This window comes from Haloferax prahovense (genome assembly GCF_000723845.1).
In the GTDB taxonomy this organism is placed as follows: Archaea; Halobacteriota; Halobacteria; order Halobacteriales; family Haloferacaceae; genus Haloferax; species Haloferax prahovense.
In genome coordinates this window covers 2,690,250-2,711,932 of sequence record NZ_LK053000.1, presented here as the reverse complement: position 1 = coordinate 2,711,932, position 21,683 = coordinate 2,690,250, and the positions used below count along the sequence as shown (strand labels likewise).

At 64.5% G+C, this 21,683-nt stretch carries 23 protein-coding genes and 1 tRNA gene; 15 read left to right on the top strand and 9 right to left on the bottom strand.

Annotation, left to right across the window (positions count from 1 at the left end):
- The first annotated feature begins 31 nt into the window (after nucleotides 1–31).
- Both BN984_RS13700 and BN984_RS13695 read left to right on the top strand, forming a co-directional pair.
- Nucleotides 32–370: a DUF5798 family protein gene (locus BN984_RS13700; RefSeq protein WP_049968441.1), complete on the top strand. Its 339-nt coding sequence runs from the start codon at nucleotides 32–34 to the stop codon at nucleotides 368–370.
- A 187-nt stretch (nucleotides 371–557) separates the two neighbouring features.
- Nucleotides 558–1,538 (top strand): PLP-dependent cysteine synthase family protein, encoded by a 981-nt coding sequence (locus tag BN984_RS13695; protein ID WP_008093267.1) that lies wholly within the window; start codon nucleotides 558–560, stop codon nucleotides 1,536–1,538.
- Nucleotides 1,539–1,589: 51 nt separating this feature from the next.
- On the opposite strand, the gene BN984_RS13690 is transcribed toward BN984_RS13695, so the two are convergent.
- The 3 genes from BN984_RS13690 to BN984_RS13680 all read right to left on the bottom strand — a co-directional run bounded on the left by BN984_RS13690 (nucleotide 1,590) and on the right by BN984_RS13680 (nucleotide 3,791).
- Nucleotides 1,590–2,009 (bottom strand): CoA-binding protein, encoded by a 420-nt coding sequence (locus BN984_RS13690; protein ID WP_049968440.1) that lies wholly within the window; start codon nucleotides 2,007–2,009, stop codon nucleotides 1,590–1,592.
- Nucleotides 2,010–2,137: 128 nt separating this feature from the next.
- A complete protein-coding gene (locus tag BN984_RS13685) occupies nucleotides 2,138–2,749 on the bottom strand; it encodes an RAD55 family ATPase (protein WP_004977073.1) in 612 nt (203 codons plus the stop codon).
- Between the two features lie 187 nt (nucleotides 2,750–2,936).
- Nucleotides 2,937–3,791: a geranylgeranylglycerol-phosphate geranylgeranyltransferase gene (locus tag BN984_RS13680; protein ID WP_008093262.1), complete on the bottom strand. Its 855-nt coding sequence runs from the start codon at nucleotides 3,789–3,791 to the stop codon at nucleotides 2,937–2,939.
- 94 nt (nucleotides 3,792–3,885) lie between these two features.
- On the opposite strand from BN984_RS13680, the gene BN984_RS13675 reads away from it, so the two are divergent.
- The 11 genes from BN984_RS13675 to BN984_RS19480 all read left to right on the top strand — a co-directional run bounded on the left by BN984_RS13675 (nucleotide 3,886) and on the right by BN984_RS19480 (nucleotide 12,619).
- A tRNA-Arg gene (locus tag BN984_RS13675) sits at nucleotides 3,886–3,960 on the top strand.
- Between the two features lie 794 nt (nucleotides 3,961–4,754).
- A complete protein-coding gene (locus BN984_RS19120) occupies nucleotides 4,755–6,437 on the top strand; it encodes a hypothetical protein (RefSeq protein WP_244877469.1) in 1,683 nt (560 codons plus the stop codon).
- A gap of 69 nt (nucleotides 6,438–6,506) precedes the next feature.
- Complete coding sequence (locus BN984_RS13660) at nucleotides 6,507–6,875, top strand: hypothetical protein (protein WP_233510298.1); 369 nt, start codon at nucleotides 6,507–6,509, stop codon at nucleotides 6,873–6,875.
- The gene (locus tag BN984_RS13655; RefSeq protein ID WP_004977079.1) at nucleotides 6,875–7,282 is read left to right on the top strand and encodes a hypothetical protein; all 408 of its coding nucleotides are present in this window, start codon (nucleotides 6,875–6,877) and stop codon (nucleotides 7,280–7,282) included. Before BN984_RS13660 ends, BN984_RS13655 begins: the two co-directional genes overlap by 1 nt.
- 111 nt (nucleotides 7,283–7,393) lie before the next feature.
- Nucleotides 7,394–8,821: a hypothetical protein gene (locus BN984_RS13650; RefSeq protein WP_049968438.1), complete on the top strand. Its 1,428-nt coding sequence runs from the start codon at nucleotides 7,394–7,396 to the stop codon at nucleotides 8,819–8,821.
- A 1-nt stretch (nucleotide 8,822) separates the two neighbouring features.
- A complete protein-coding gene (locus BN984_RS19800) occupies nucleotides 8,823–8,996 on the top strand; it encodes a hypothetical protein (protein WP_004977081.1) in 174 nt (57 codons plus the stop codon).
- A gap of 43 nt (nucleotides 8,997–9,039) precedes the next feature.
- Complete coding sequence (locus BN984_RS13645) at nucleotides 9,040–9,627, top strand: hypothetical protein (protein ID WP_244877468.1); 588 nt, start codon at nucleotides 9,040–9,042, stop codon at nucleotides 9,625–9,627.
- Nucleotides 9,624–10,487, top strand: a complete 864-nt coding sequence (locus BN984_RS13640; RefSeq protein ID WP_244877467.1) for a hypothetical protein — start codon at nucleotides 9,624–9,626, stop codon at nucleotides 10,485–10,487. Before BN984_RS13645 ends, BN984_RS13640 begins: the two co-directional genes overlap by 4 nt.
- Nucleotides 10,484–10,864: a hypothetical protein gene (locus BN984_RS13635; RefSeq protein ID WP_049968435.1), complete on the top strand. Its 381-nt coding sequence runs from the start codon at nucleotides 10,484–10,486 to the stop codon at nucleotides 10,862–10,864. The genes BN984_RS13640 and BN984_RS13635 overlap by 4 nt, the downstream gene beginning before the upstream one ends.
- A gap of 121 nt (nucleotides 10,865–10,985) precedes the next feature.
- Nucleotides 10,986–11,972, top strand: coding sequence for a hypothetical protein (locus tag BN984_RS13630; RefSeq protein ID WP_049968434.1), 987 nt, complete (start codon nucleotides 10,986–10,988; stop codon nucleotides 11,970–11,972).
- A gap of 200 nt (nucleotides 11,973–12,172) precedes the next feature.
- Entirely contained in the window at nucleotides 12,173–12,619 is a 447-nt protein-coding gene (locus tag BN984_RS19480; protein WP_156037896.1) for a hypothetical protein, read from the top strand.
- A gap of 65 nt (nucleotides 12,620–12,684) precedes the next feature.
- Here the strand turns inward: BN984_RS19480 and BN984_RS13625 are convergent, their stop codons facing one another.
- Nucleotides 12,685–12,951, bottom strand: a complete 267-nt coding sequence (locus BN984_RS13625; protein ID WP_049968433.1) for a PhiH1 repressor — start codon at nucleotides 12,949–12,951, stop codon at nucleotides 12,685–12,687.
- 529 nt (nucleotides 12,952–13,480) lie between these two features.
- On the opposite strand from BN984_RS13625, the gene BN984_RS13620 reads away from it, so the two are divergent.
- Entirely contained in the window at nucleotides 13,481–14,530 is a 1,050-nt protein-coding gene (locus tag BN984_RS13620; protein WP_181950700.1) for a tyrosine-type recombinase/integrase, read from the top strand.
- 462 nt (nucleotides 14,531–14,992) lie between these two features.
- A complete protein-coding gene (locus BN984_RS13615) occupies nucleotides 14,993–16,330 on the top strand; it encodes a permease (protein WP_049968432.1) in 1,338 nt (445 codons plus the stop codon).
- 82 nt (nucleotides 16,331–16,412) lie between these two features.
- Here the strand turns inward: BN984_RS13615 and BN984_RS13610 are convergent, their stop codons facing one another.
- The 5 genes from BN984_RS13610 to BN984_RS13590 all read right to left on the bottom strand — a co-directional run bounded on the left by BN984_RS13610 (nucleotide 16,413) and on the right by BN984_RS13590 (nucleotide 21,647).
- Complete coding sequence (locus tag BN984_RS13610) at nucleotides 16,413–16,715, bottom strand: non-histone chromosomal MC1 family protein (RefSeq protein WP_049968431.1); 303 nt, start codon at nucleotides 16,713–16,715, stop codon at nucleotides 16,413–16,415.
- Between the two features lie 96 nt (nucleotides 16,716–16,811).
- Entirely contained in the window at nucleotides 16,812–17,792 is a 981-nt protein-coding gene (locus tag BN984_RS13605; protein WP_049968430.1) for a phosphotransferase family protein, read from the bottom strand.
- A gap of 71 nt (nucleotides 17,793–17,863) precedes the next feature.
- Nucleotides 17,864–18,562 carry an HAD family hydrolase gene (locus tag BN984_RS13600; RefSeq protein WP_049968429.1) on the bottom strand — a complete coding sequence of 233 codons (699 nt, stop codon included), beginning with the start codon at nucleotides 18,560–18,562 and terminating at the stop codon, nucleotides 17,864–17,866.
- Between the two features lie 121 nt (nucleotides 18,563–18,683).
- Entirely contained in the window at nucleotides 18,684–19,838 is a 1,155-nt protein-coding gene (locus tag BN984_RS13595) for an acyl-CoA dehydrogenase family protein (protein ID WP_049968428.1), read from the bottom strand.
- A gap of 99 nt (nucleotides 19,839–19,937) precedes the next feature.
- Nucleotides 19,938–21,647 carry a histidine kinase N-terminal 7TM domain-containing protein gene (locus BN984_RS13590; RefSeq protein ID WP_008093243.1) on the bottom strand — a complete coding sequence of 570 codons (1,710 nt, stop codon included), beginning with the start codon at nucleotides 21,645–21,647 and terminating at the stop codon, nucleotides 19,938–19,940.
- Nucleotides 21,648–21,683: the final 36 nt, after the last annotated feature.

Genomic DNA, 21,683 nt, shown 5'->3' with positions numbered 1-21,683 from the left:
TCGTACAAGCCCCGAGTCCGAGAGGCGACACATGGCACTCGGAGGCACCGCGAAGAAGCTCCAGAAGGTCGCAGAGATGGCCGAAGACGTGTACAAGAAGCTCAACGAACTGCGCGAGCAGGTCGTCGAGGTCCGCGAGACGGTCAACGAGACGAAGTCGCGCGTCGACCGGCTCGAAGCCGAGAACGCCGAACAGCGGGCGATTCTCGAAGCCATCGCCGAAGAACAGGGCGTCGACCTCGACGCCGCCATCGCGCAGGCGCACATCTCCGAAGCCGAGGAAGGCTCGGCCGGCGGCGACACCGAGGCGACCACGGACGCGTCTGGCGCCGATGCCGACGCATCGAGCGACACCACCGACGAAGCGTAATCCGACCCGCCCCTCCGTCTCTCTCCGTTCTCTTTCGACATCCCGTCCCCGCCACAGCCTCGCTGCCAGTCCCGAAGACGACGCTTTGCTTTCGGCCGGCGTCAGTCGCTCCGGTCGCGAGTCGACCGCCGACGAGGGACGAACCGGGATGAAAACGTTCAGGGCCAGGGGCAACTTTTGCCCACGTATGACCACGCACCGCGACCCCCTCGACTCGGTGCTCGACGCCGTCGGCGAGACGCCGCTCGTCAGAGTCCACGCGTCGCCCGACGAGGTGCCCGTCTACGCGAAGCTCGAATCGTTCAACCCGGGCGCGAGCGTCAAGGACCGCATCGGGACGTACATGCTCGAACGGATGCTCGAATCGGGCGAACTCCCCGAGGGCGGCACCATCGTCGAGCCGACCGCCGGCAACACAGGCATCGGCTTCGCCGTCGCGGCCGGACAGCTCGGCATCCGCGCGGTGTTCGTCGTCCCCGAGCGGTTCAGCGTGGAAAAACAGACGCTCATGCGCGCGCTCGGTGCCGACGTGGTGAACACGCCCACCGAAGACGGGATGGGCGGCGCTATCGACCGCGCTCACAAGCTCGCCGACGAACTCGACGACGCCGTCGTCCCCCAGCAGTTCTCAAACCCGCTCAACCCCGAGGCGCACTACGAGACGACCGCGCCCGAGATTTACGACGCCCTCGACGGCGAGGTCGGCGCGCTCGTCGCCGGCTGCGGCACCGCGGGCACGCTCATGGGCATGGCGCGGTACGGCCGCGAGCACCACGAGGACACGTTCGTCACCGCGGTGGAACCCGAGGGCTCGCTCTACGCCCGGCTCCACGGCCGCGACGTGGCGGAGGCGTCGTACAAGACCGAGGGCATCGGGACGCACGACCCCGCGACGAACGAGCTGTTCGACCCCGAACTGGTGGACGAAATCGTCCAAATCGCCGACCGCGACACCCACGACGAGATGCAGCGCCTCGCCGCCGAGGAGGGCCACCTCGTCGCGTCGAGCGCCGCCGCCAACTCGCTGGCCGCCGTCGACGTGGCCGAGCGCGCCGCCGCCGGCGACCTCGACCTCCCGTACGACGCCGTCGTCACCGTCTTCCCCGACTCCTCGGAGCGATACCTCTCGAAGGGCGTCTACGGCGACTTCGAGTCGTGGGAAGGGTGAAAACGGCGGTTCAGCGGCCGACACCGGCCGACTCGTCGCTCCGTCGTCCGCTCAGGCGAGCCGCGAGTGTTCGACCTTGAAGCACTTGTCCTGGACGAACGAGAGCCCCGCCTCCTCGGCGCGGGCGGCCGCGTCGTCGTCGCTGATGCCGAGTTGGAGCCAGACGGCCGCCACGTCGCCGCGGGCGTCGGCGCGCTCGATTGCGGCGTCGACGATGCCGCCAGCCTCCTCGGACGGCCGGAACACGTCCACGAGGTCGATGTCCTCGTCCACGTCGGCGAGCGAGTCGTACGCCGTCTCGCCGAGGATTTCGTCGTGGAAAGGGTTGACCGGGACGACGCGATAGCCGTGGCGCTGCATGTACGCCGGGACGTCGTGGGCGGGCTTTCCGGGCGTGGCCGAACAGCCGACGACCGCGATGGTCTCGGCGTCGAGCAGCGTGCGGATGTCGTCGTCGCTGGTGATGGGCATACCTACGACGTGGCCGGCTGCGGATAAAAATCTCGGGCGGCTGTGCGGTCTGCTCGCCGTTCCAGTAAGTCAGAAGACCCGTCGATTTTGCCGTCGTCGCCGACGCGGTCGCCGCTGAAACTCCCCGATTAGTGGTCCGCGATGCGGATGTCCGGCGGCGCGTCCTCGTGAGTCGTGATGATGCCGTCGAAGAGCTGTTTGATGGTGTTCATCGTCCGGTCGTCGTGGGCGTCGGCGTCGATGGTGAACAGGCCGAGGCCGCCGACGCTCTGGATGCGGCCGGTGAACACGTGGAGGAACCGGAAGACGGTCTGGAGGTCGGCGTACATCAGGAGCGTCGACAGCGAGTGGAGCATGATGCGGTTCTCCGGCAGGCCGCGGTCTTGGTAGTACTCCTGGAGAATCTCCGAGAGCTTGATTCCGATTCCGGTCATGTCGACCGGCGACGACGTGTATCGGATTCGCTCGTCGTCGCGGACCTCGCCGACGCCCTGCTGTTTCGTGACGCAGTCGACGACCGCGACGGGTTTGCCCTCGTAGTCGAGTCGCTTGCCGAAGTCGTTGAGGATGCGGTCCGCGCCGTCTTTGGTCGTGACGATAACCGCGCCCTCGCCGTTTCGGGTGCCCTCGGCGAGAATGTCGAGCGCCAGCGAGCGCTTGCCGGTCAGCGGCGGCCCGACGAGAAGGAGGTTCGTGCCCGGTTCGACCTCGACGTCGAGGTCAGCGCCTAACTTATACATGCGGGTACCTCGGTTCGACGGTATCGACTCCGAGGAACGCAATCGCGTGACGCTTCCGCTCGCCGAGGGTCATCGGATAGTACGACCATGCGGTGAGCCGGTAATATTCTTTTTGATTGGCGGATAGAACGCTCCCCGTTCGTCGGCGCGTTCCCCGGAATCCGACCGATTGTTCGTCCGCATACATTTATATGGTTCCTCCAGTCTGCGCCGTCGCCCGTCCGACGATGAAGGCGAACGCCGCTAAAAACATCCCGTATTTGAGTCGGCGCTGCGCCGCGGCCGGGTCTGCGAACGACCGAACCGCGGCCGCGAGCATGACCGCGTCGGCGGGGGCGACGATTCCGAGGTACGCCAGCCCGAACCCGCCCCAGACGAACGGCACCGCGCTCGCGGCGACGGCCACGACCAAGACGACCGCGCCGAGCCACAGCGACGCCTCCTCGCCGACGACGATGGGAAGCGTCCGCAGTCCCTCTTCCCTGTCGCCGCCGATGTCCTCCACGTCTTTGACGATTTCGCGGGTCAGCGTCGCCAGCGCGGCGAGTACACAGAGGACGACCGCGCCCAACGGCTCGCCGATGGCCGCGCCGCCGAAGAGGAACGTCGAGCCAGTGAGCGCGGCGACGACGACGTTGCCGACGCCCGGGAGGCCCTTGAAGAACTCCGTGTACGCGAGGAGCGCGACGAGGTTGACGACGGCGATGGCGATGGCGACGACCGGGAGGACGAACGCCGAGACGACCGCCCCGCCGAACAGCGCGATGCTGAACCACTTCGCCTCGGCCGCGGTCACCGCACCGCGCGGAATCGGCCGGTCAGGGCGGTTGATGCGGTCGATATCGCGGTCGAAGTAGTCGTTGATGGCGTTACCCGCCCCCGTGGCGAACACGGTGGCGAGCATCGCCGCGACGACGACGAGCGCGTCGCTCGGGGACGCCCCGGCGACGAACGCCCCGGTGAACGTGAGGACGCCGGCGGCGACGGCGTTTCCCGGTCGGGTGAGTTCGGCGAACCCGCGCGCTCGCGTACCGAGAGACATACCCCGTACTGTTCGGAGGTCGCGTATAAATCGCGCGGAGTCGCCGCCTCGAATCAATCCATTTAAAACAATCCACGACAGACGAAGTCATGTAGGGCGCTTAGCTCAGTCTGGACAGAGTGCTTGGCTTCGGACCAAGTTGCCGTGGGTTCAAATCCTGCAGCGCCCATCCAAAATTTAGGTCCTTCGGGGCCGAAATTAAAAAGCCGCGAGACGGCTCTACACCGTCGATATCGGCCAAATCGGCATTTTCTCAAAATCACCGAGAGAATTATTCCCTCAGCTCCCATGCAACGGGTCGCCGCTGTCGGGCGAAATTAGAAGCCAAGAGGGGTGCATGATAGATGTCTCACGTTCGTCGCGAGAGACATCTATGGCGGCACGTCCGCTACCACTGCCGGAGCTGCAACGCCTGGTGCCTCGTCGACCAGGCTGAGCGCGCGGCGAAGATGCGCGAGTGCCGAGACTGCGCGCGCATCCCCGCCATCGAGGACGAGATTCGGGACCACCGACTCACCTCGCTCCTGTGGGCACACCAGCTGGCCGCAGAAACCACCGCAAGGACCGGAACAGCGGAGGGCGGGTCCCAGTCCGCCCGGAGCGGCCGGAAGCAGGGGCTTGCCCCTGACCCGGAAGGCGGTCCGCATGAGGCCGGCGGCCGCCGGCCGAAAACGAGCGGCGGTAAGGCCCAGTGCCGTCTGAGCGATTTCATCCGCACAGACGGAGGTAGCAGTGAGTAGCGAGGGCACCCCCGCCCCCGGCGGTCGCGACTCACCAGCCGACGGTGTGGCCTCTCGGCCTTCCAAGGAGACTAACTCTGTAGAGCCCTCTACCACCGATTCTCCAGCAGAGGACAACTACGACGAACGAGTCCACGAACGCGTACTGGAGTTCACCGAGAAATACCCCGAACTGGCCGAAACGCCGGTGTGCGAAACACACGGTCGAAAACTCCGGCGCATCGTGACCGAATCGGACTGGCGCGATACGTACGTTGAAGCAGAGAGCCCGATGGAAAACGGGTTCTACGTGACGGAGTTAGAGAAACGCCGCGCAGCGACGTGGGCGGACGCCCTGAGCGCGTTTCTCACCTCGCACGTCGATTACAAAGGACTGCTCGCGCGCTTCGCGAACGACGACGGCGATGAGTTCGAACTTCCGCTGACCGACGCCTGGGGCGAGACGTACTCGCGCAAGCAGTACGCTCGTGCGCTCGCGCTCCAGCGGCAGATGGGCGGCGGCGAACGCCCGTCCGGCGGCGAAGCAGTCGCGGCGTGGGGTTCGCCCGCGACCGCGATGCTCACGTTCACCGCCTCGTCCGTGCCGAACGGGGAGCGACTGCCGCCGGTCGAACACACCGACGCGCTCCACGACGCGTTTTCGTACGACGGCGTGCGCGACACGCTGCGCAACACGATGGAATATCATCTCGGCCTCGAGGCCGACGAATGGGGATACTGGCTCCAAGCAGAACCGCACGGAATGGGCGGCGACGGCAGCGGGATGAACGCGTGCTACTCGCACCTGCACGTGGGCGTCTACTTCGACGCGGCCGACCTCGACCTCGAAGTGGTCGGCCCGGAGTTCGAACGCGTGATAGACAAACACGTCGAAGAGTGCGAATACGCCTCGTTCAGTGCCCACGACTACAGAAACACGGACTACCTGAACGATTCGGACGGCTGCATCTCGCTGAACGCCGGCGTCGAAAACATGGGTTCGTACCTCGCGGCGTACATGGGCGGCTACACAGAGGAGCTGCTGGACAAGCCGGTCGAATACCTCGCGTGGGGCGCAATCTACTGGTCGGCTGCTCGACGCCGAACCTCGCGGTCAAAAATCGTCACGGAAGCCATCAAAGCGGACGCGTGCGAACAGCGCGCGGAGTCCAGCGAGTCGAACCAGACCGACGCGCACGGCGAGGCCGTCGTGTGGAACGACGGGCGCGGCCCCGACGTAGTGTGCGCGTGCTGTAACGCCGGCTGGGCCATCGACCAGGAACGGCTCGACGAACCGGTTCCTGACGACGACCTCGCCGAAGCCCTCGCGGATGGTGGCGAGTCGGCCGCCTCGAGTTCGGAACGCTCGCTGGCTGAACGCTGGCCGAACGCCAAAGCAGCGGCGAGTGTCGGTGAATCGCCGATAAAGACGCGGATACGGAAGCGCGTAGAAACAGAGCTGAAGTACAGCGACGAGACGCCTTCGGTGGCGTCGATGCTCGGGCGGAACATGATTGACCCGAAACACGCCGAGTTCGTCGAATCGGTGATGAACGGGGAGGACGACTCCGAACCAGAATCGTTCCGCCGTGCATCGCTCTCGTCTGAGTGGCGACTGGAAGCGATTATCGACCGCGACGGCGAAGAGCACCTGCCCGGAGGTGGCGGCGTCGATATGGCTCCGCTGAAGCTCCCCGTCCAGCGGGTGCTACAAGAGACGCGACTTCAGTACACCCTACAGAAAGGCGAGATGTGGCGCTGTTCCGAGTGTAACGTCGGTATCTACCAGACTGAGTGGATGGCTCGCCACTTGGTCGAACAGCACGGCCTCGACCGACCGGAGAGTGCCGACCACGTGTTGCACGTTGAGGACTATTTCGACAAAGACCGCGAGTGCATGCGACACCCGGCGAGAGAGGTGGAATAAGCGGTTTCAGCTTCACTTTCACCCGAGCGGTCGTGCTAGCTAGTACCCGACACTCCGATACCTAGTTGCATGGCATCTGAACCAATGTCGTTCGACGACTTCGAAGAAACGCAAGTCGAAGACGACTATGACGACGGTGTAGAGGAAATCAAGTTCGAAGTGGACGAGCCGGTCATCGGCGTTATCGTCGACATCGACCACGACGTGGGACCGAACGAAAACGACGTGATTCACCTCGCCCGCGGCGGCGACCTCGGCGACCGGGTGAAGTTCTGGTCGAACGGCCAGATTCGCCGGACCATCGACAAGAAGGGCCTCTCGAACGGGAGCTGGCTCGCGGTCAAGAAGACTGCCGAGACGCGGACGTACGAACTCGAGAACGACGACGGCTCGACGGAAGAACGCGAGTACCACGTGTTCGACGTGAGGGGCGAGTAATGGCGTCGCGCTACTCGCAGGGTCTCAGCGGCCTCGCGTCCGATTACGCGATGCTGCGGACTATCCCGGCGCTGCTGTCGGTCGTGTTCGTCGCGACGGGCCTGTACGCCTTCGGCGGCATCTCCGACATCACCATCACGTGGCTGTCGAACTACACGCTGACGAGCGAGCACGCGACGCTCGGCGGGATTCTCGTGTACGCTGTGGCGTTCATGTCCAGCGAGACGAAGTCGCTCGAGCACTACGAGCCGTGGGAAATGGCGTTCATCGTCGCGTCGCCTGCTGTCATCCTCGGATGGCAGTACGTGACCGAACTGAAAGACCTCCTGCTCGGACTGGGCGACCCGCTGGGCGCGCAAGTCGCGTTCCTGATTACGGTCGTCGGCTGGGCGGTCGCCGTGAGGTAACCAGACCATGACCCTTCCTTTCGGCCTCACCAGACTCGAAGCGACTGCGACGCTCGGCTACCTCGCCGCGTGTCTCGGTGCAGCTGCGTTCATCATCACCGGAGGCCTCTGATGCGCGAGTTCGCTCGACGTGGATTCGCGTTCATCTTCGCGTTCCTGCTGGTCGCGACCGCGTCGACCAGCGGCGTCGTGCCGGGCGCGTCTCCGGTCGGTGACGCGCAGGCGGTCGAAGTCTTCCAAGACTGTGGCATCGAGGATTCGATTACCTTCGCTATCCTGAGTGGCTTCCTCTCCCCGAATGACGAGGGGATGTGTCGGTTCAATCCCGCTGACTCGACCGAGTACGAGAACGTGAGTAAGACCGACGCGTTCGCTAGCTACAAGAGTCACAACGAGTCGCTGGCGGTGTTCGTCGACACGACGAGCAACTTCCAGCAGGACGCGAAAACGGTCGCGTGGACGAAAGCCAAGATGACCCTTATCAACGAGTTGAACAACGGGTCTTCTAAGGCGCAGGCTGTTGCTGCGGCCAACCAGACGGTCGAAGACTACTACGCTCGTCACGAGCGGCAGACCATGGTCGGCTGGAACGTCTTCGCTAGTCACCTCTGGTACATCCAGAACAGTACACCCCTCACTATCGAGATTGGTGGCGGCTACAGCGGGACGTTCGACAGTAAGACGACCAAGACGAAGACGCTCGTCAACGGCTCGGACGTGGTTGTCTACGAACTCACCGACACTGGGGGCACTACTTCGTTCTCCCCGTGGGACGTTTACCAAAACCCGCTGAAGGCCGAGAATCCTGACACGCTTTCGAATGAGAAAGCTATCGACACGGAGCGGGTTCGCAACTTGTGGGTCAACTACCGTACCCAAACGGACCAAGTCAAATCGAACGTCGACGCGTACGCTGACGGCTTGTTCGCTGAGTACGAGTCTGGTGAACTCAATTCGACAGACATCGCTCGGCTGAACCCGACGATGATTGCCTCCGAGGCGGCGACGGAACACAACTCGACTGGCTACATGTCCTTCGCAGCGATTCAACTCGCGGCGATGGGCTACTCTGGTGACCTGAACGCTTCGCACACTGTCACGGTCAATGGAACCACTCTCAACGGGACGTTGTTCTACACTGGCAATGACAGTTCCACCGGTTGGGAAACCGGTCAGACCTACGAGATGGGTCAGTACAACGGAACGTTCTACATGGCTTACCAGCCTGACGACACTAACCAGTCGTCGGATATCGTGGACCTCTCGACCTACGGAACCAACTTCACTATCGAGAGTGCGGTCAACACGAATACCGGCGAGTCGGTCAACACGACCCAACCGCAGCAGTACGTGTACGCCTCGACGAACGTCTCTGACCTCGATGAGGAACTTGACCAACTCGCAAAGCTCCGTCAGGAGTACGAAGACTCGCTGAACGGCGGCGGTTCGTCCGGTGGACTGAACACGCAAGTTATCGGCGGCGCGCTGCTGGTCGGCGCGGCGGCGGTGTTGCTCATCCAGCGGGAGGGCAACAAGTAGGATGTTCGTCTTCCTGCTGAAGCAGCTACCCATCGGGCTCATCCTCGGTGTGGTCATCATCGCCGCTGGGCTCCAGTTCATCGGCGTCGACCTCATCGGGATGGGTTCGGACCTGCTGCTCGACCTGCTCGGCGTGCCCGACTGGTCGGGCGACTGGCTCGGGTCGCTGCTGTAACGCTCGCCAACCTCCCTGCCCCACCCCTACCCGTATGACTCGAATGCACACCATCATACTCGTCAGTTGCATCGCTCTGCTGCTCACCCTGCCCGGCTCAGTCGTCGCTCAGGAGACCGCGACCGCGTCTGCTCCGACAGAGACGACGACAGCCGCGGCTCCGACCACGGCTTCGGAGTCGTCGAACGAGAACGAGACGACGTACTTCGGCGACGTAGCCGGCGACCCGCTGCTGCGTATCGTCGACGCTGAATACCGCGATGGCACCGCCATCATCACGCTCGAAGCGGACGCCCCGCGGCTGGTGACGGTGACCGCGCCGACCGGCTCGACCTCGGCCGGCGTCGCCTCGGGGAACATCGTCCGTCGCTCCGTGCCCAAAGGACGCTCGACGATTCGCGTCGCCTCACCCGAACCGCGGGTGACGCTGACGACCTCGACCAGCATCAGAAACGAACAGTACACGGAAATCCGGTTCGAGGACGGCTCGGCGCTCATCGCCGGCCCGTTCACCGGGACGGACGTGCGAGACGCGGCTATCGGCGGCGCGTTCGGCACGTCGTTCGGTGCGCTCCTGATAATCGTCCGGCGGCGCTTCGGCCTCCACCGTGGCATGGAGCGTGTCGCATGAGCGACGACGCCGAAAGCGGAGCTGCGCCTCAGCGGGAAACTCCCGACGAACCAGACATGGGCGCGGCCTCGACGACGGTCGCGCCGGACCGCGACGCGGGACGGCTCGTAACGGCGTTCGTGTGGGTGATGCGCTACGGCGTTCACCTCGCCGTGGCTGGCTCGCTGCTACTCGTCGGCCTCGTGCTCGTCTTCGACGTGCGCGTGCCTCGCTCGCTCCAAATCATCGGCCTCACGGCTGGTCTCTCGGCGGTCATCGCCGGGCGCTGGGTCGGCGGGCAGGCCGTCGACCTGATGGGCGGTCCACAGATGATGTGGCTCGTTGACCTCGACCTGCTCGAGCGCGACGGCGCGGGTGTCTACACCTGCCCGACGCCGCGGTGGTCCGAGTGGACTGTCGTCGACGGCCAACTGTGGTGGGCGACGCCGAACCTCGCGTTCGGCCGTGGCGTCGACCTCGACGCGCGGGAAGTCGCCGGGACGTGGGTCGGCTCGCTGCCGGACCCGGTGCTGGCGCGGGCGCTCGAATACCTCCGGTACAACCGCAAGCAGTTGGAACCGAAGGCCCGGAAAGGCGAATCGCTCGAAATCAACTCCTTCGCTATCGTCCGGGCGGCGGCGGTCAAGACCGTGAAACACGTCGTGCGGACGTTCGAGAAAGGCGCGCTGCCGGACGACGGCGACGCGCTGCACGCAGAGATTGATAGCGTGCTCGAAGACTTCGACCTGGACGGCTCGGATTCCATCTTCGACGAGGACCCGACCGAGTGGGCACCAGGTGACGGCGACCCGGCACCCGACCCGCTGGCCGACCTCGACCAGCGACGGAAGCAACACGCGGCCAACGGTGAATCAGAATGAAACTCGAACTCGAACTTTCGACGCGCGAACAGTATATAATCGCCCTCTCGCTGTCGGTCGGTATCGTCGCTGGCCTGTGGTTCGGTATCCTGATGATACCGCCGCGGGCGCTCGACGTGCCGATGCGGTTCCTCGACGACGGCGCGGTGTCGGCGTCGTACTACCCGGTGACGAATATGCACGTGTTCATCTCGGCGGCGCTGCCGCTGGCGACCGCGTACATCGTGCGGAACCACGCGCGGGACGACGAGACGGACGAACTCACGCCTGACCGCTCCGACGGTGACGGAGATGGGCGCGACTGCGCTCACGACCTCGACGGCAGTTCGACCCGCGAGTTCGGCCCGCATCCCCTCGACGGAGGTGAATCCGCGTGACCAACCCTGATACCACCGCCGAGTGCGACTACTGCGGACGGCCGATGTTCCCCCGAAACCCCACGGCGAAAGGGCACCTCTGCCGGCGTTGCCTCCACAACATTCAGGTGGGTGACCGGCTGTGACCGACGAACGACTGCTGACGGCGGCGAAGTTGTACGAACAAGTACGCGGGCGCATCGACGGCGACCACCGGCTGCTCGACCACGCAGGACTACCGGTCTCGAAGGGCGACCACGCGAACCTGTCGTTCCTGAACTCGCTCGACCTCACCGAGGACGACGAGCTGGCCGACTCGTTCGCCGAGACCTCGCTGGGCAGGCTCGTCGATTCGTCGCTGCGGACCCAAGCCGCGACCCGCGCGGTGCAGTCGTCGCACGCGACCGCGCTTTCGTACCTCGTCGGCGTGACTCAACAGGACCTCGACGCCAGTTCGCTGACGCTGCCGCTTCGGCTCGTCGACGAACTCGAAAACGGCGGTGGTCTCACGACGATCACCGGCGCGGGGAACCCGAACACGGGAAAGACGAATACGATGTTCCTGCTGAACGGCGACCTCGCGCGGGCGCACTTCGGCGATGACCTGCTGGTCATCTCGAACGTGGGGACGTGGGACGGCGCGGACATCGTGGTGCGGTCGATGTACGACCTGATGGACGTACTGCTGACCCACCGCGAACGCCCGAAGACCGTCACTATCGACGAAGGCTCGACGCACTTCGACGCCCGGACGTTCAGCCGCGAAGTGGCGTCCCAGTGGACGCCCGCGATTAAGCGGTTCTCGAAGCTCGGCGTCGAATCGGTCGGCGTGGTGAGTCACACCGGGAAGGACGTGCATCCCGAACAGAAACGGCTCTCGACGCTGTCGTTCTACAAAGAGGCGCAGGACGAAGTGACGTTCTACCGCGACTGGGACGCCGATTCAGACTCGCCCGATGGTGAGCTGTTCGGCGGCTCGCTCGTAAACCTCGAACCGACGCTGGAAAAGTACGATCCCGACGACGCCGCGCCGTGGGCGTGGAACCTGCCGAGTGATCTGTTTCAGGAACAGTTCGAGGATTGGACAGAGTTTCATGATATATTGCTGTCGATGGGTGATACAATTTAATTTGAGATATCTTGATGTGTCAGTAGACGGTAAAAATCTCCATGGTGTATCTGACTACTAAAAAGGCGGTTGTGATTTTACTCATCTTGATTTTGTCATCTGCTGGTTTTTACTTGTTTGATTGTATCTTAACAAAGTCGTGTACTATTTCGGTGACTTTATCATTCATTTCAATTTTTTATAGCTTAATTGGAACAATTGTGATTGCTACACCGTCAATATTGACTAGTCTTGGAAAGAATGAACATCTCAAAGATGGAAGAGAAATCCAGCAGTCAATATATGATGGTTACACGGCACTATCTAACGGAGATGATCTATCTCCGGATGATGCTGGATACAATGTGATTCGTAATTATATACGAAGCGAGTCAGATTATATGGGCGAGCCATCAATAATATCTACCGAGAGTGATGACATTGGAATAACTTTTCTCTCCGTAGATGGTGATACATTGGATATGACACTTACTGCTGTAGCTATTGAATCGGGTAAATTTGAGGAGAGTGTTGATAATTATGCTGAGTTTCAAGAAGACTCACAAGAGCGCATTTTCGTGGTTCTCGGCTGTCTAATCTATGGTTTTGCAATCCTGCTTCAATCGCTCTCGACGCTTCTGTCAAATTCAGAAGTGATACTTATTTGACACTACTACACGTTTACCCACCCATCCACCCGCCCCCTTTACGGGTAAGGGTGGTGGGTGCTTGCTCACTCGCTGTTCTCTAACTCGGCGGCGTCGATCTCCCCGGCGAGGTACTGCTCACCGAGTTCGGTGATGGAGTAGACACCGTTCCCAAGATTCTGAGCGAGTCCGTACGGGACCAAGTAATCCCGACATCGAACGCCGATGTACTGTCTCCCGAACCTGACTCGACCGTCATCGGCCATCTTCTTCGGTGGGTGAGGACCCTCCTCTGAAAGGAACTCTAAGATTCGGTCGTCGGCGCGAGTCATCCAATCCGCGTCCAGTCGCATTACTCGTTGTTTATCTCTGGTACTGGTATAATTCACGCAGAATAATCTCCGAAACAATTGAAACTGTTCATCGGCAATTCTGAGTTAACTATTAGTAACTCAAAGAATACGGTAGAACATCGAGAGCTACACGCGACGCTGACTGTTGCTCAGTCGGCGTCAGAAAGCGGACCCGGTGCGGACACACCGGCCCGCGGTGGCTCCCGTAACCAAGGTACGGAAGCATGTTCACCTACACGACTCGGGCTCTTGAAGCCCCACGACAGACGGCTGTTGACAGACTGACAGAAATCGGTTTCACTTTCGCTCAAACGTACACTTTCACTCCGCGGCTATGGCTCAGGACTTTAAGTAGACCTCTCGAATGGATTACCCGGCTGACGGTCCCTTTCGAGGGCGCTCACCCTACCAAAGTTAGCACCCTCGACCCGGACCGCGGCCTCACAATGGAAGCCATGATTGAGTTAACGCACCCCGGTTGTAAGCGTAGCGAATGGGCTGGAAGTGAATCCGGTTCGGAGGTGATTCGATGAGCAAGCGACTCGAATCGCTCGAACCTGCTCGCGCGGTCCGAATGTACCTGGAGGCCCGCCAGGACGAACTCGCGGACTGGACGTTGAAGTCCCACAAGTACCGACTCCGCGCGTTCGTCGAGTGGTGCGAAGAAGCGGGCGTCGACGACCTGACCGAGCTCGACGGCCGGGACCTCTACGAGTTCCGCGTCTGGAGGCGCGAAGGGAACTTCGGCGCGGAGGACGGCGAGACGCCGGAGGAGATCGCGCCGGTCACGCTCAAATCACAGCTCACCACGCTTCGGGCGTTCCTCCGGTTCGCGGCGAACATCCACGCGGTTCCCGAGGACTTCTACGAGCGGGTGCCGCTGCCGAAGCTGTCCGGGACGGACGACGTGAGTGATTCGACGCTCGAACCGGACCGCGCGACTGACATCCTCGAATACCTCCACCGCTACCACTACGCTTCCCGGCGACACGTCGAATTCGCGTTGCTGTGGGAGACGGGCGCGCGGATGGGTGCGATTCGTGGCCTCGACCTGCGTGACCTCGACCTCGACGGCCGGACGCCGGTCGTCCAGTACAAGCACCGGCCCGACCAGGGCACGCCCATCAAGAACGGTGAGAAAGGAGAGCGGTTCAACTCGGTGTCTGACCGGGTGGGCACGATGCTACAGGCGTACATCGACGGCCCACGCGTCGACGCGACCGACGAGTTCGGTCGGAAGCCGCTGCTGACGACTTCTCACGGACGGGTGTCGGCGAGTACGATTCGGCAGGACGTGTACGTGGTTACTCGCCCGTGCTGGCTGAACCAGGGTTGCCCGCACAATCGAGACATCGAGACGTGCGAGGCGGTGGAGCTGAATCACGTCAGTACGTGTCCGTCTTCTCGGTCTCCCCACGACGTTCGGAAGGGCGTGGTTACGCTCTATCGGCGGGAGGAAGTGCCGCGTCGGGTGGTGTCTGACCGCCTCGACGCGAGCGACTTGGTGCTCGATAAGCACTATGACCGCCGTGGAGAGCGTGAGCGGGCCGAACAGCGGCGGAATCACCTCCCGTGGTAGAACAATGAGTGTTCGACATATCCGAACGCGAGAGGTGGTTTATATACCCCGTTCACGGAACCCCTGCAGCGCCCATGATTCTCTCGCAAACAACGTGAACTGAGAGTCGTCTTCCGCGGGAACTGGAACTCTGTGGCCGGGGCGGCAGACAGCCTCTCCCGCCAGTCACCGCCGTCCGCGTCGCCTCTTCTCACGGAACGCCACGGAACGAACCGCGGTAAGGGTCATGCGTCGGGGGGAGGCCCCACGCGAAGGTAACCCTCTAGGGTCGGGAGAGAATCCCCCGCCGTCGCACGCATCACGCTCCTTCCGTGGGGCGTCGGAGCCGTCGTACCGACGCTCGGCTTTCCGCTCTAAACTCGACGGCTGACTCGACTTCACAACCCAAACTTGCGCCGCGCCGAAACCCCGATTCTCCTAGGCACAATCCAGTTAGGGACGGCTCCCCTCATATCCAACCACATGGACCGGACCGAATACGCGATACTCACGGTCATCGCACTCGCGACGGTCGGCATCGGCGTGTTCACGACCACGGAGCCGCTGGGAACGTTCCTCGTCGAGAGCGCCCGAGAGGCGCTTTCGACGACCGCGGCCATGGCGTGGGTGACGTGGTGGGCGCTCGTCGTCGGCTTCGCAATCGCCGGCGGCGTGGAGGCGTGGACCTCGGGCGAGGAGGTCTCGGAGCTTCTGGAGGGCCACGGTCCGAGAGAAATCGGCTACGGCTCGCTGTTCGGCTTCGTCTCGTCGTCGTGTTCCTACAGCGCTATCGCCACGGCGAAGAACCTGTTCAAGAAGGGCGGGTCGGCGGCGGCGACCCTCGGGGCGTTCATGTTCGCCTCGACCAACCTCGTCATCGAAATCGGCGCAGTCATCTGGATTCTGCTCGGCTGGCAGTTCCTCGTGGCCGACATCCTCGGCGGGTTCATCCTCATCGGGCTGATGGCGTTCGGCTTCGCCTACCTCGTGCCCGACGAGGTGGTCGAACAGGCCCGACAGAACGTCCAAGACGAGGGTTCGGAGACCGTCCGCGACCCGGTCTGCGGGATGGAAGTCGACCCCGACGAGACCGAGTACTCGGTCGAACACGACGGGCGGACGTTCTACTTCTGCTCGACGTCGTGCAAGGAGAGCTTCGACCCCGAGGAGGCCAACACGACGGTCCGCGAACAGGCGACGTCGCTGTCGGGGTGGAAGGCGCTCGCCGACAAGCAGTGGAAGGAGTGGGGGATGCTCTGGGACGAAATCGCCATCGGGTTCGTCTTCGCCGGCCTCATCGCCGGGTTCATCCCCGAGTCGGTGTGGACCTCGGTGTTCTCGGGACCGACGTTCGGCGTTCCCGTGTACGTGTTTTGGACCGCGGTCCTCGGGGCCGTCATCGGCGTCGCCACCTTCGTCTGCTCGGTGGGGAACGTCCCGTTCGGGGCGGTCCTGTTCTCGAACGGCCTGCCGTTCGGGAGCGTCCTGAGCTACATCTACGCGGACCTCATCGTCCCGCCCATCATGGACGCCTACCGCGAGTACTACGGGACGAAGTTCGCGGCGATTCTCTCGGGGATGATATTCGTCGCGGCGGTCCTGACGGGCGTGGTCGTCCACTTCGTCTTCCTCGGCGCGGGGCTCATCCCGTCGCCTGAGAGCGTCCAAATCGCCGAAGTGAGCATCGAGGCGGATTACAAACTCGCGTTGAACGTGTTCGCCACCGGCCTGTTCGGCGTCCTCTACTGGCTCCACCGCTCGGAGTCGGTCGGCAACGAGGGCCGCGGCGGCCACGGTGAGGCGGCGAACGCCGGCGGCTAAGCCGCCGACTCGACACGTAACCCACGAACCGCAAAAAAACGAAGTCGGGGTTTTCCGGCCCGGCCGAATCCCCGGTTCACGTCTATCGGTGCTCGATGCCCTGCTTCGAGACGTTCGCTCGGGTGACGTAGTCGTCCATCCACTCGGGGTCGTCGTCGCCTTTCTCCTCGGTCCACGCCCACCCCTCGTAGACGTGGACCCGGTCGGTCCCGCGCTCGCGGAGCCTGAGCGTCGCTTTCCCGTCGATGTCGTCGGGACTCGGGGCGGGGTGGAGCCGCCGAGCGGCCTTCAGCGCCGCCTGCCGGGGATACGTTCCGCTGAACACGCTCGTCTCCTCGCCGTCTTCGACGAGGACGAAGTTTCGCTTGCCGTCTTCTCGTACCATGATTGTCCCTACCACGCACTCCGAATTAGTAGTTCGTGTCGCCGCGGGGCACGGCACGGCTTCGAATGGAGCCGACGGCACCGACTCCGAGCGGGGTTACAACAGCGCGTCGAGCCGGGTCAGGTGGAAGTCGACCGCCGCCGCCCCGGTTCGCTCGGGATAGCCGGGACGGGTGACGTCTCCCGTCGAATCGACCGCCGAGCGGACGACGGCGGCGACCCGATAGGCGCGTGGTACCGACGGGTGCGGCCGGACCGACTCGTAGCCCGCGCGGAACGCCCGGCGGAGCGGCGCGCCGTCTTCGACGTACCAGTCGGCGACGAGGTGTTCGACCTTGGCGACGGCGAGCCCCGGCGCGGCGGCCATCGGCTGGCCCCAGTCGAGGACGGCGGTCACGCGGCCGTCGGCGATGAGCGCGTTCCCGGGTCTGAAATCCCACGGATAGAGGTTCGACGGCGGGTTCGTGGGGAGTGACACGGCCGCGGCGACCTCTTCCAGCCGGCTTCGAACCCCGTCGAACGCCGGCGGGAGCGCCGCGATTCCTTCCCGGACGTATGCGGAGAACCACGCCTCCCAGTCGGCGTCGGCGGCGCTCACGGCGTCGAATCCGCGGTCGGTCGGCGAGTCGGAAGCATCGCCGCCGTCGGCCCGCGGTCTCCCGGGAGCCGACCGTCCGAGTCGACCGTACCCTCCGAAAGAGAACGCTTCGTGAAGCTGACCGAGGCCGACGCCGAACGACCGTGCCACGCGGCGTTGGGTCGCCGAATCGAGCGAGACGAACCGCTCGTGGAGTTCGTCGCCGGCGGCGCGCGCGACGACGACGTACCCGAACCCGTCGACCGCGCCCGACGCGAGGACGCGAGGAACCGGAATCGTCGTGCGCTCGCGGACCGCCCGGGAGAGGGCGGCTTCGAGGGCCAACGCCGCGGCGTCGGCCGCCGTCTGGACGACAACCTCGCCGCCGTCGGCGAACGTCGCGACTGCGGTCCGCTTGTTGTTCCCGTTCGGAACGCGGGCCGTCGCCGCGAGGCGTCGCTCGGGGAACTCGCGGGCGAGCACGGTTGCGACGGGGTCCATAGAGCCACTCTAGGGGCGACGCGAACAAAGGTGCAGCGGACGGCTCCCGCGCGGCCGACCGCAGGGGGTCGTCACGGTCCGTCGTCGAGAATCGCCGAGAACTCAGAGAGCGACCGGAGGACGTACGCCGGGGCGTGCGACTCGGCGTCGGGACCGGCCACGTCAGCGACCTCGGTCTCGACCGGGCACCACGCGGCGTCGAGGCCGGCGCGGTGCGCACCGTCCACGTCGAACTCCAGCGAGTCGCCGACGTGGAGACTCGCGTCCGCCTCGGCGTCGAGGGCGTCGAGCGCTCGGTCGAACGGGTCGGGGTGAGGCTTTCGCCGCGGCATGTCGCCCGCAAAGACGACCGCGTCGAACGCGTCGGCGATGCCGAGCGCGTCGAGCTTGACGGACTGCCGTCGCTCGGGCCCGTTGGTGACGAGGCCGACCGACGCGTGGTCGCGGGCGGCGGCGAGCGCGGCCTCGGCACCCGGTCGGAACGAGACGGCCGAGTAGTCGACCGTCTCGACGAACCCGCGGGCCAGCGCTCGGACGTCGACCGCTTCGTGGTCGTGCTTCGCCGCGACGCGCTCGAAGCCGTCGGCGAGGTAGGCCTCGTGGTCGTCGTGGTCCGGCGGGCCGTCGAGGGCGGCCCAGAGGTCCGACGGCTCGCCGAAGCGGTCGATGCCGGCGGCGTCGAACGCGCCGGCGTAGATGGTCTCGCCGCTCTGGTCGTTCGTACAGAGCGTGTTGTCGAGGTCGAAGAGAATCGCGTCGAACGGTGCCACACTCTCCCTTGGTGCGGCGGCGATAAAACTTCGTCCACGATCGACGCCGTCCGCGGCGACGACGAACCGCGGCGGGACGGCGGAGGCAGACGACGGGGCGATGGTTCGCCGCTAGCGGGCCTCAGATGCCCTTCCCGAGCAGTTCGCGGGCGATGATGTTCTTCTGAATCTCCGTGGTCCCCTCGTAAATCTGCGTGATTTTCGCGTCGCGGTAGAGCCGTTCGACGTCGTGGTCGTTGACGAAGCCGGCCCCGCCGTGAATCTGGACGGCCTCGTCGGCCACGTCGGTGGCGACGTTCGAGGCGAACTCCTTGGCCATCGACGCGAGCGCGGTCAGTTGGCCCTCGTCGTTGTCGACGCTCCACGCCGACTTGTAGGTCAACTGCCGGGCGGCCTCGGTCGCGGTGTGCATCTCAGCGAGCTTGTGTTGAATCGCCTGAAAGTCGCCGATGGGGCGTCCGAACTGCTCGCGCTCTTTGGCGTAGTCGAGCGCCCGGTCGCAGGCCCCCTTCGCGATGCCGACCGCCTGCGCGGCCACCGCGGTCCGCGTCTCGTCGAAAAACTGCATGAGCTGGAGGAAGCCCATTCCCTCGGTGCCGACGAGGTTCTCCTCGGGCACGCGCACGTCGTCGAAGACGAGTTCGGCCGTGTCGCTGGCGCGGATACCCATCTTCCCCGTTATCTTGTCGGCGGAGAAGCCGTCGCGGTCGGCCTCGACGATGAGCTGTGAGAAGCCCGCGTAGCGGTCGTCCGCGTCGGGGTCGGTCTGGCACATGACGACGAAGTAGTCGCCGACGCTCCCGTTCGTTATCCACATCTTGGTGCCGTTTATCACCCACTCGTCGCCGTCCTTCTCGGCGCGGGTGCGAACCGAGGTCACGTCGGAACCCGCCTGCGGTTCGCTGATGGCCGCGCCCATGACGGACTCGCCCTCCGTAATCGGCGGCAGGAAGCGCTCTTTCTGGTCGTCGGTGCCGAAGCTGATGATGGCCTCCGCGCCGAACCCGGCGCTCGTGATGCAGAGCCCGATACCGGGGTCGACCGCGAACAGTTCCTCTGTCACGAGGGCGTTCTCCAGCGAGGAGTAGCCGACGCCGCCGTACTCGACGGGGAAGTGCGCCCCCGTCAGTCCCATCTCCGACGCCTTGCGGACGACCTCCGCGGGATACGTCTCCGCCTCGTCGTACTCGCCCGCAACCGGTGCGACCTCGTTTTCGGCGAACCGTCGGACCTCCTCGCGGATGGCCCGCTGTTCGTCCGAGAGCGAATAGTCCATGATTGTTAATCACATACATGGCCGATAACAGTTGTCACACAGCGGGAAACGTGTGGCGAGTTGATTCGACGGGCGTGGCGTCGGCCGCGACCGGGTCGCTCAGTCCGCGGCTTCGACGGTCGCGAGCGGGAGGTCGATGACGAAGACGCTTCCACGCGGTTCGTTGTCCTCGATATGCACGGTGCCGCCGAAGTTCGTGACGATGGTCTCGACGAGGTACAGTCCCGTTCCGGTGCCGGGGCTCTCTACCCCTTTCGCGCCCTTCCCGAAGACGACCGACTTCCGCTCGTCGGAGATGCCGGGGCCGTCGTCGGCGATGCGGACGGTGACGCGCCCGTCGTCCGCCGCCGCCGAGACGTCGACCGACGGCTCGTCGCGGTCGCTGTGGACGACCGCGTTCTTCAGGACGTTCACGAACACGGAGTCGAGCAGGTCGTTGGCGGAGACCGTCGCGGACGGGAGGTCGGCGACCGCGAACGTCGCGTTCGGGTGCCCCTCGCGAACGTCTTCGACGGCCTCTCGGAGCGTGGCCCCGACGTCGAGGTGACGACGGCGCTCGTCGTCGTTCGTCGCGCGCATCAACTGTCCGAGCACGTCGGTGAGGTCGACGGTGTTGAGCGCCCGCCGGAGCGCGGTCTCCAGCTGCGACCGCGCCTCGTCGGACAGCGGCTCGTGTTCGAGGACGATGTCGATGTACGCCGTCACGAGCTGCATGTCGTTTCGGATGTCGTGGCGGACGATGCGGTTCAGCACCTCCAGCTCGTCGTTTCTCGACTCCAAGGCGAGCTCGTAGTGCTTCCGGGGCGTCACGTCGCGGACCGAGACCACCCACCCGAGGGGGTCGCCGGCGCGGTCGAGCGGGATGCGCGTCAGTTCGACGTAGCGCTCGCCCTCGACGAGCACGTCGCACGACGAGTGCTCGCCGTCGAGGTCGCCGTAGTTCGGGAGGGCCTCGCTCGCCGGACGACCGAGGAGGGGGTCGCCGGTTCCCAACAGCGGCCGGACGTGGTCGTTGACGTGGACGACGACCTCGTCGGCGTCGAGGACGACGAGGCCGTCAGCCGAGTGCGCGCCGGCGGTCGCGTAGGCGAGCGGGAGGATGTCGAGGAGCTTGTAGCGGTAGACGGCGATGCCGAACGTCACCGATGGGACCGCGAGCGAGGCGGGGATGAGGTTGACACCCCCGGCGAGCGGCGGGGTGTCGGTGAGTTCGAGCGCGGCGACGACCGACGGAACGAGCATCCCGACGATGAGGAGCGTCGCCTGCGTCCGGTAGGGGCGGTCGAGTTCGAGCGCGTACTGACCGATGATGCCGAGTCCGAGAAACAGCAGGACGAATCCGTAGACGAGGCCGAACACGCTCACCGGGCCGTCGGCGACGGAGAGGACGGTCACGCCGTCGACGGTCGACAGTTCCCAGCCGGTGTAACCCAGTTCCAGCGGGTTGACAAAGAGGACCGCGAGGAACACCGCGGGGACGACGTACAGCGACGCCACCACGTGGCGGTCGAGCAGCTCCCGGCGGTCGGTGTACGCGAGGGCGAAGACGAAGAACGTCGGCGCGGCCGCCATCGCCCCGACGTGGAGGAGCTTGTACGCGACCAGTTTCGCGTCGGGGTCGACGAGAAACAGCTTGACCGCCGTCGTCGCGGTCCAGAAGGCGACGGCGGCCGTCAGCACGGCGAACGAGACGACGGTCGGGTTCCGCCCGCGGCGGCGGACGAACTGGACCGCGTAGGCGGAGAGGACGCCGGCGACCACCGCCGCGAAGACCATCGGGTAGGCGTAGGCGGTGTGCTGCCAGTTCATCGAGCGCCTCGCTCGTCAGTCACGGTTCGAGTGGTG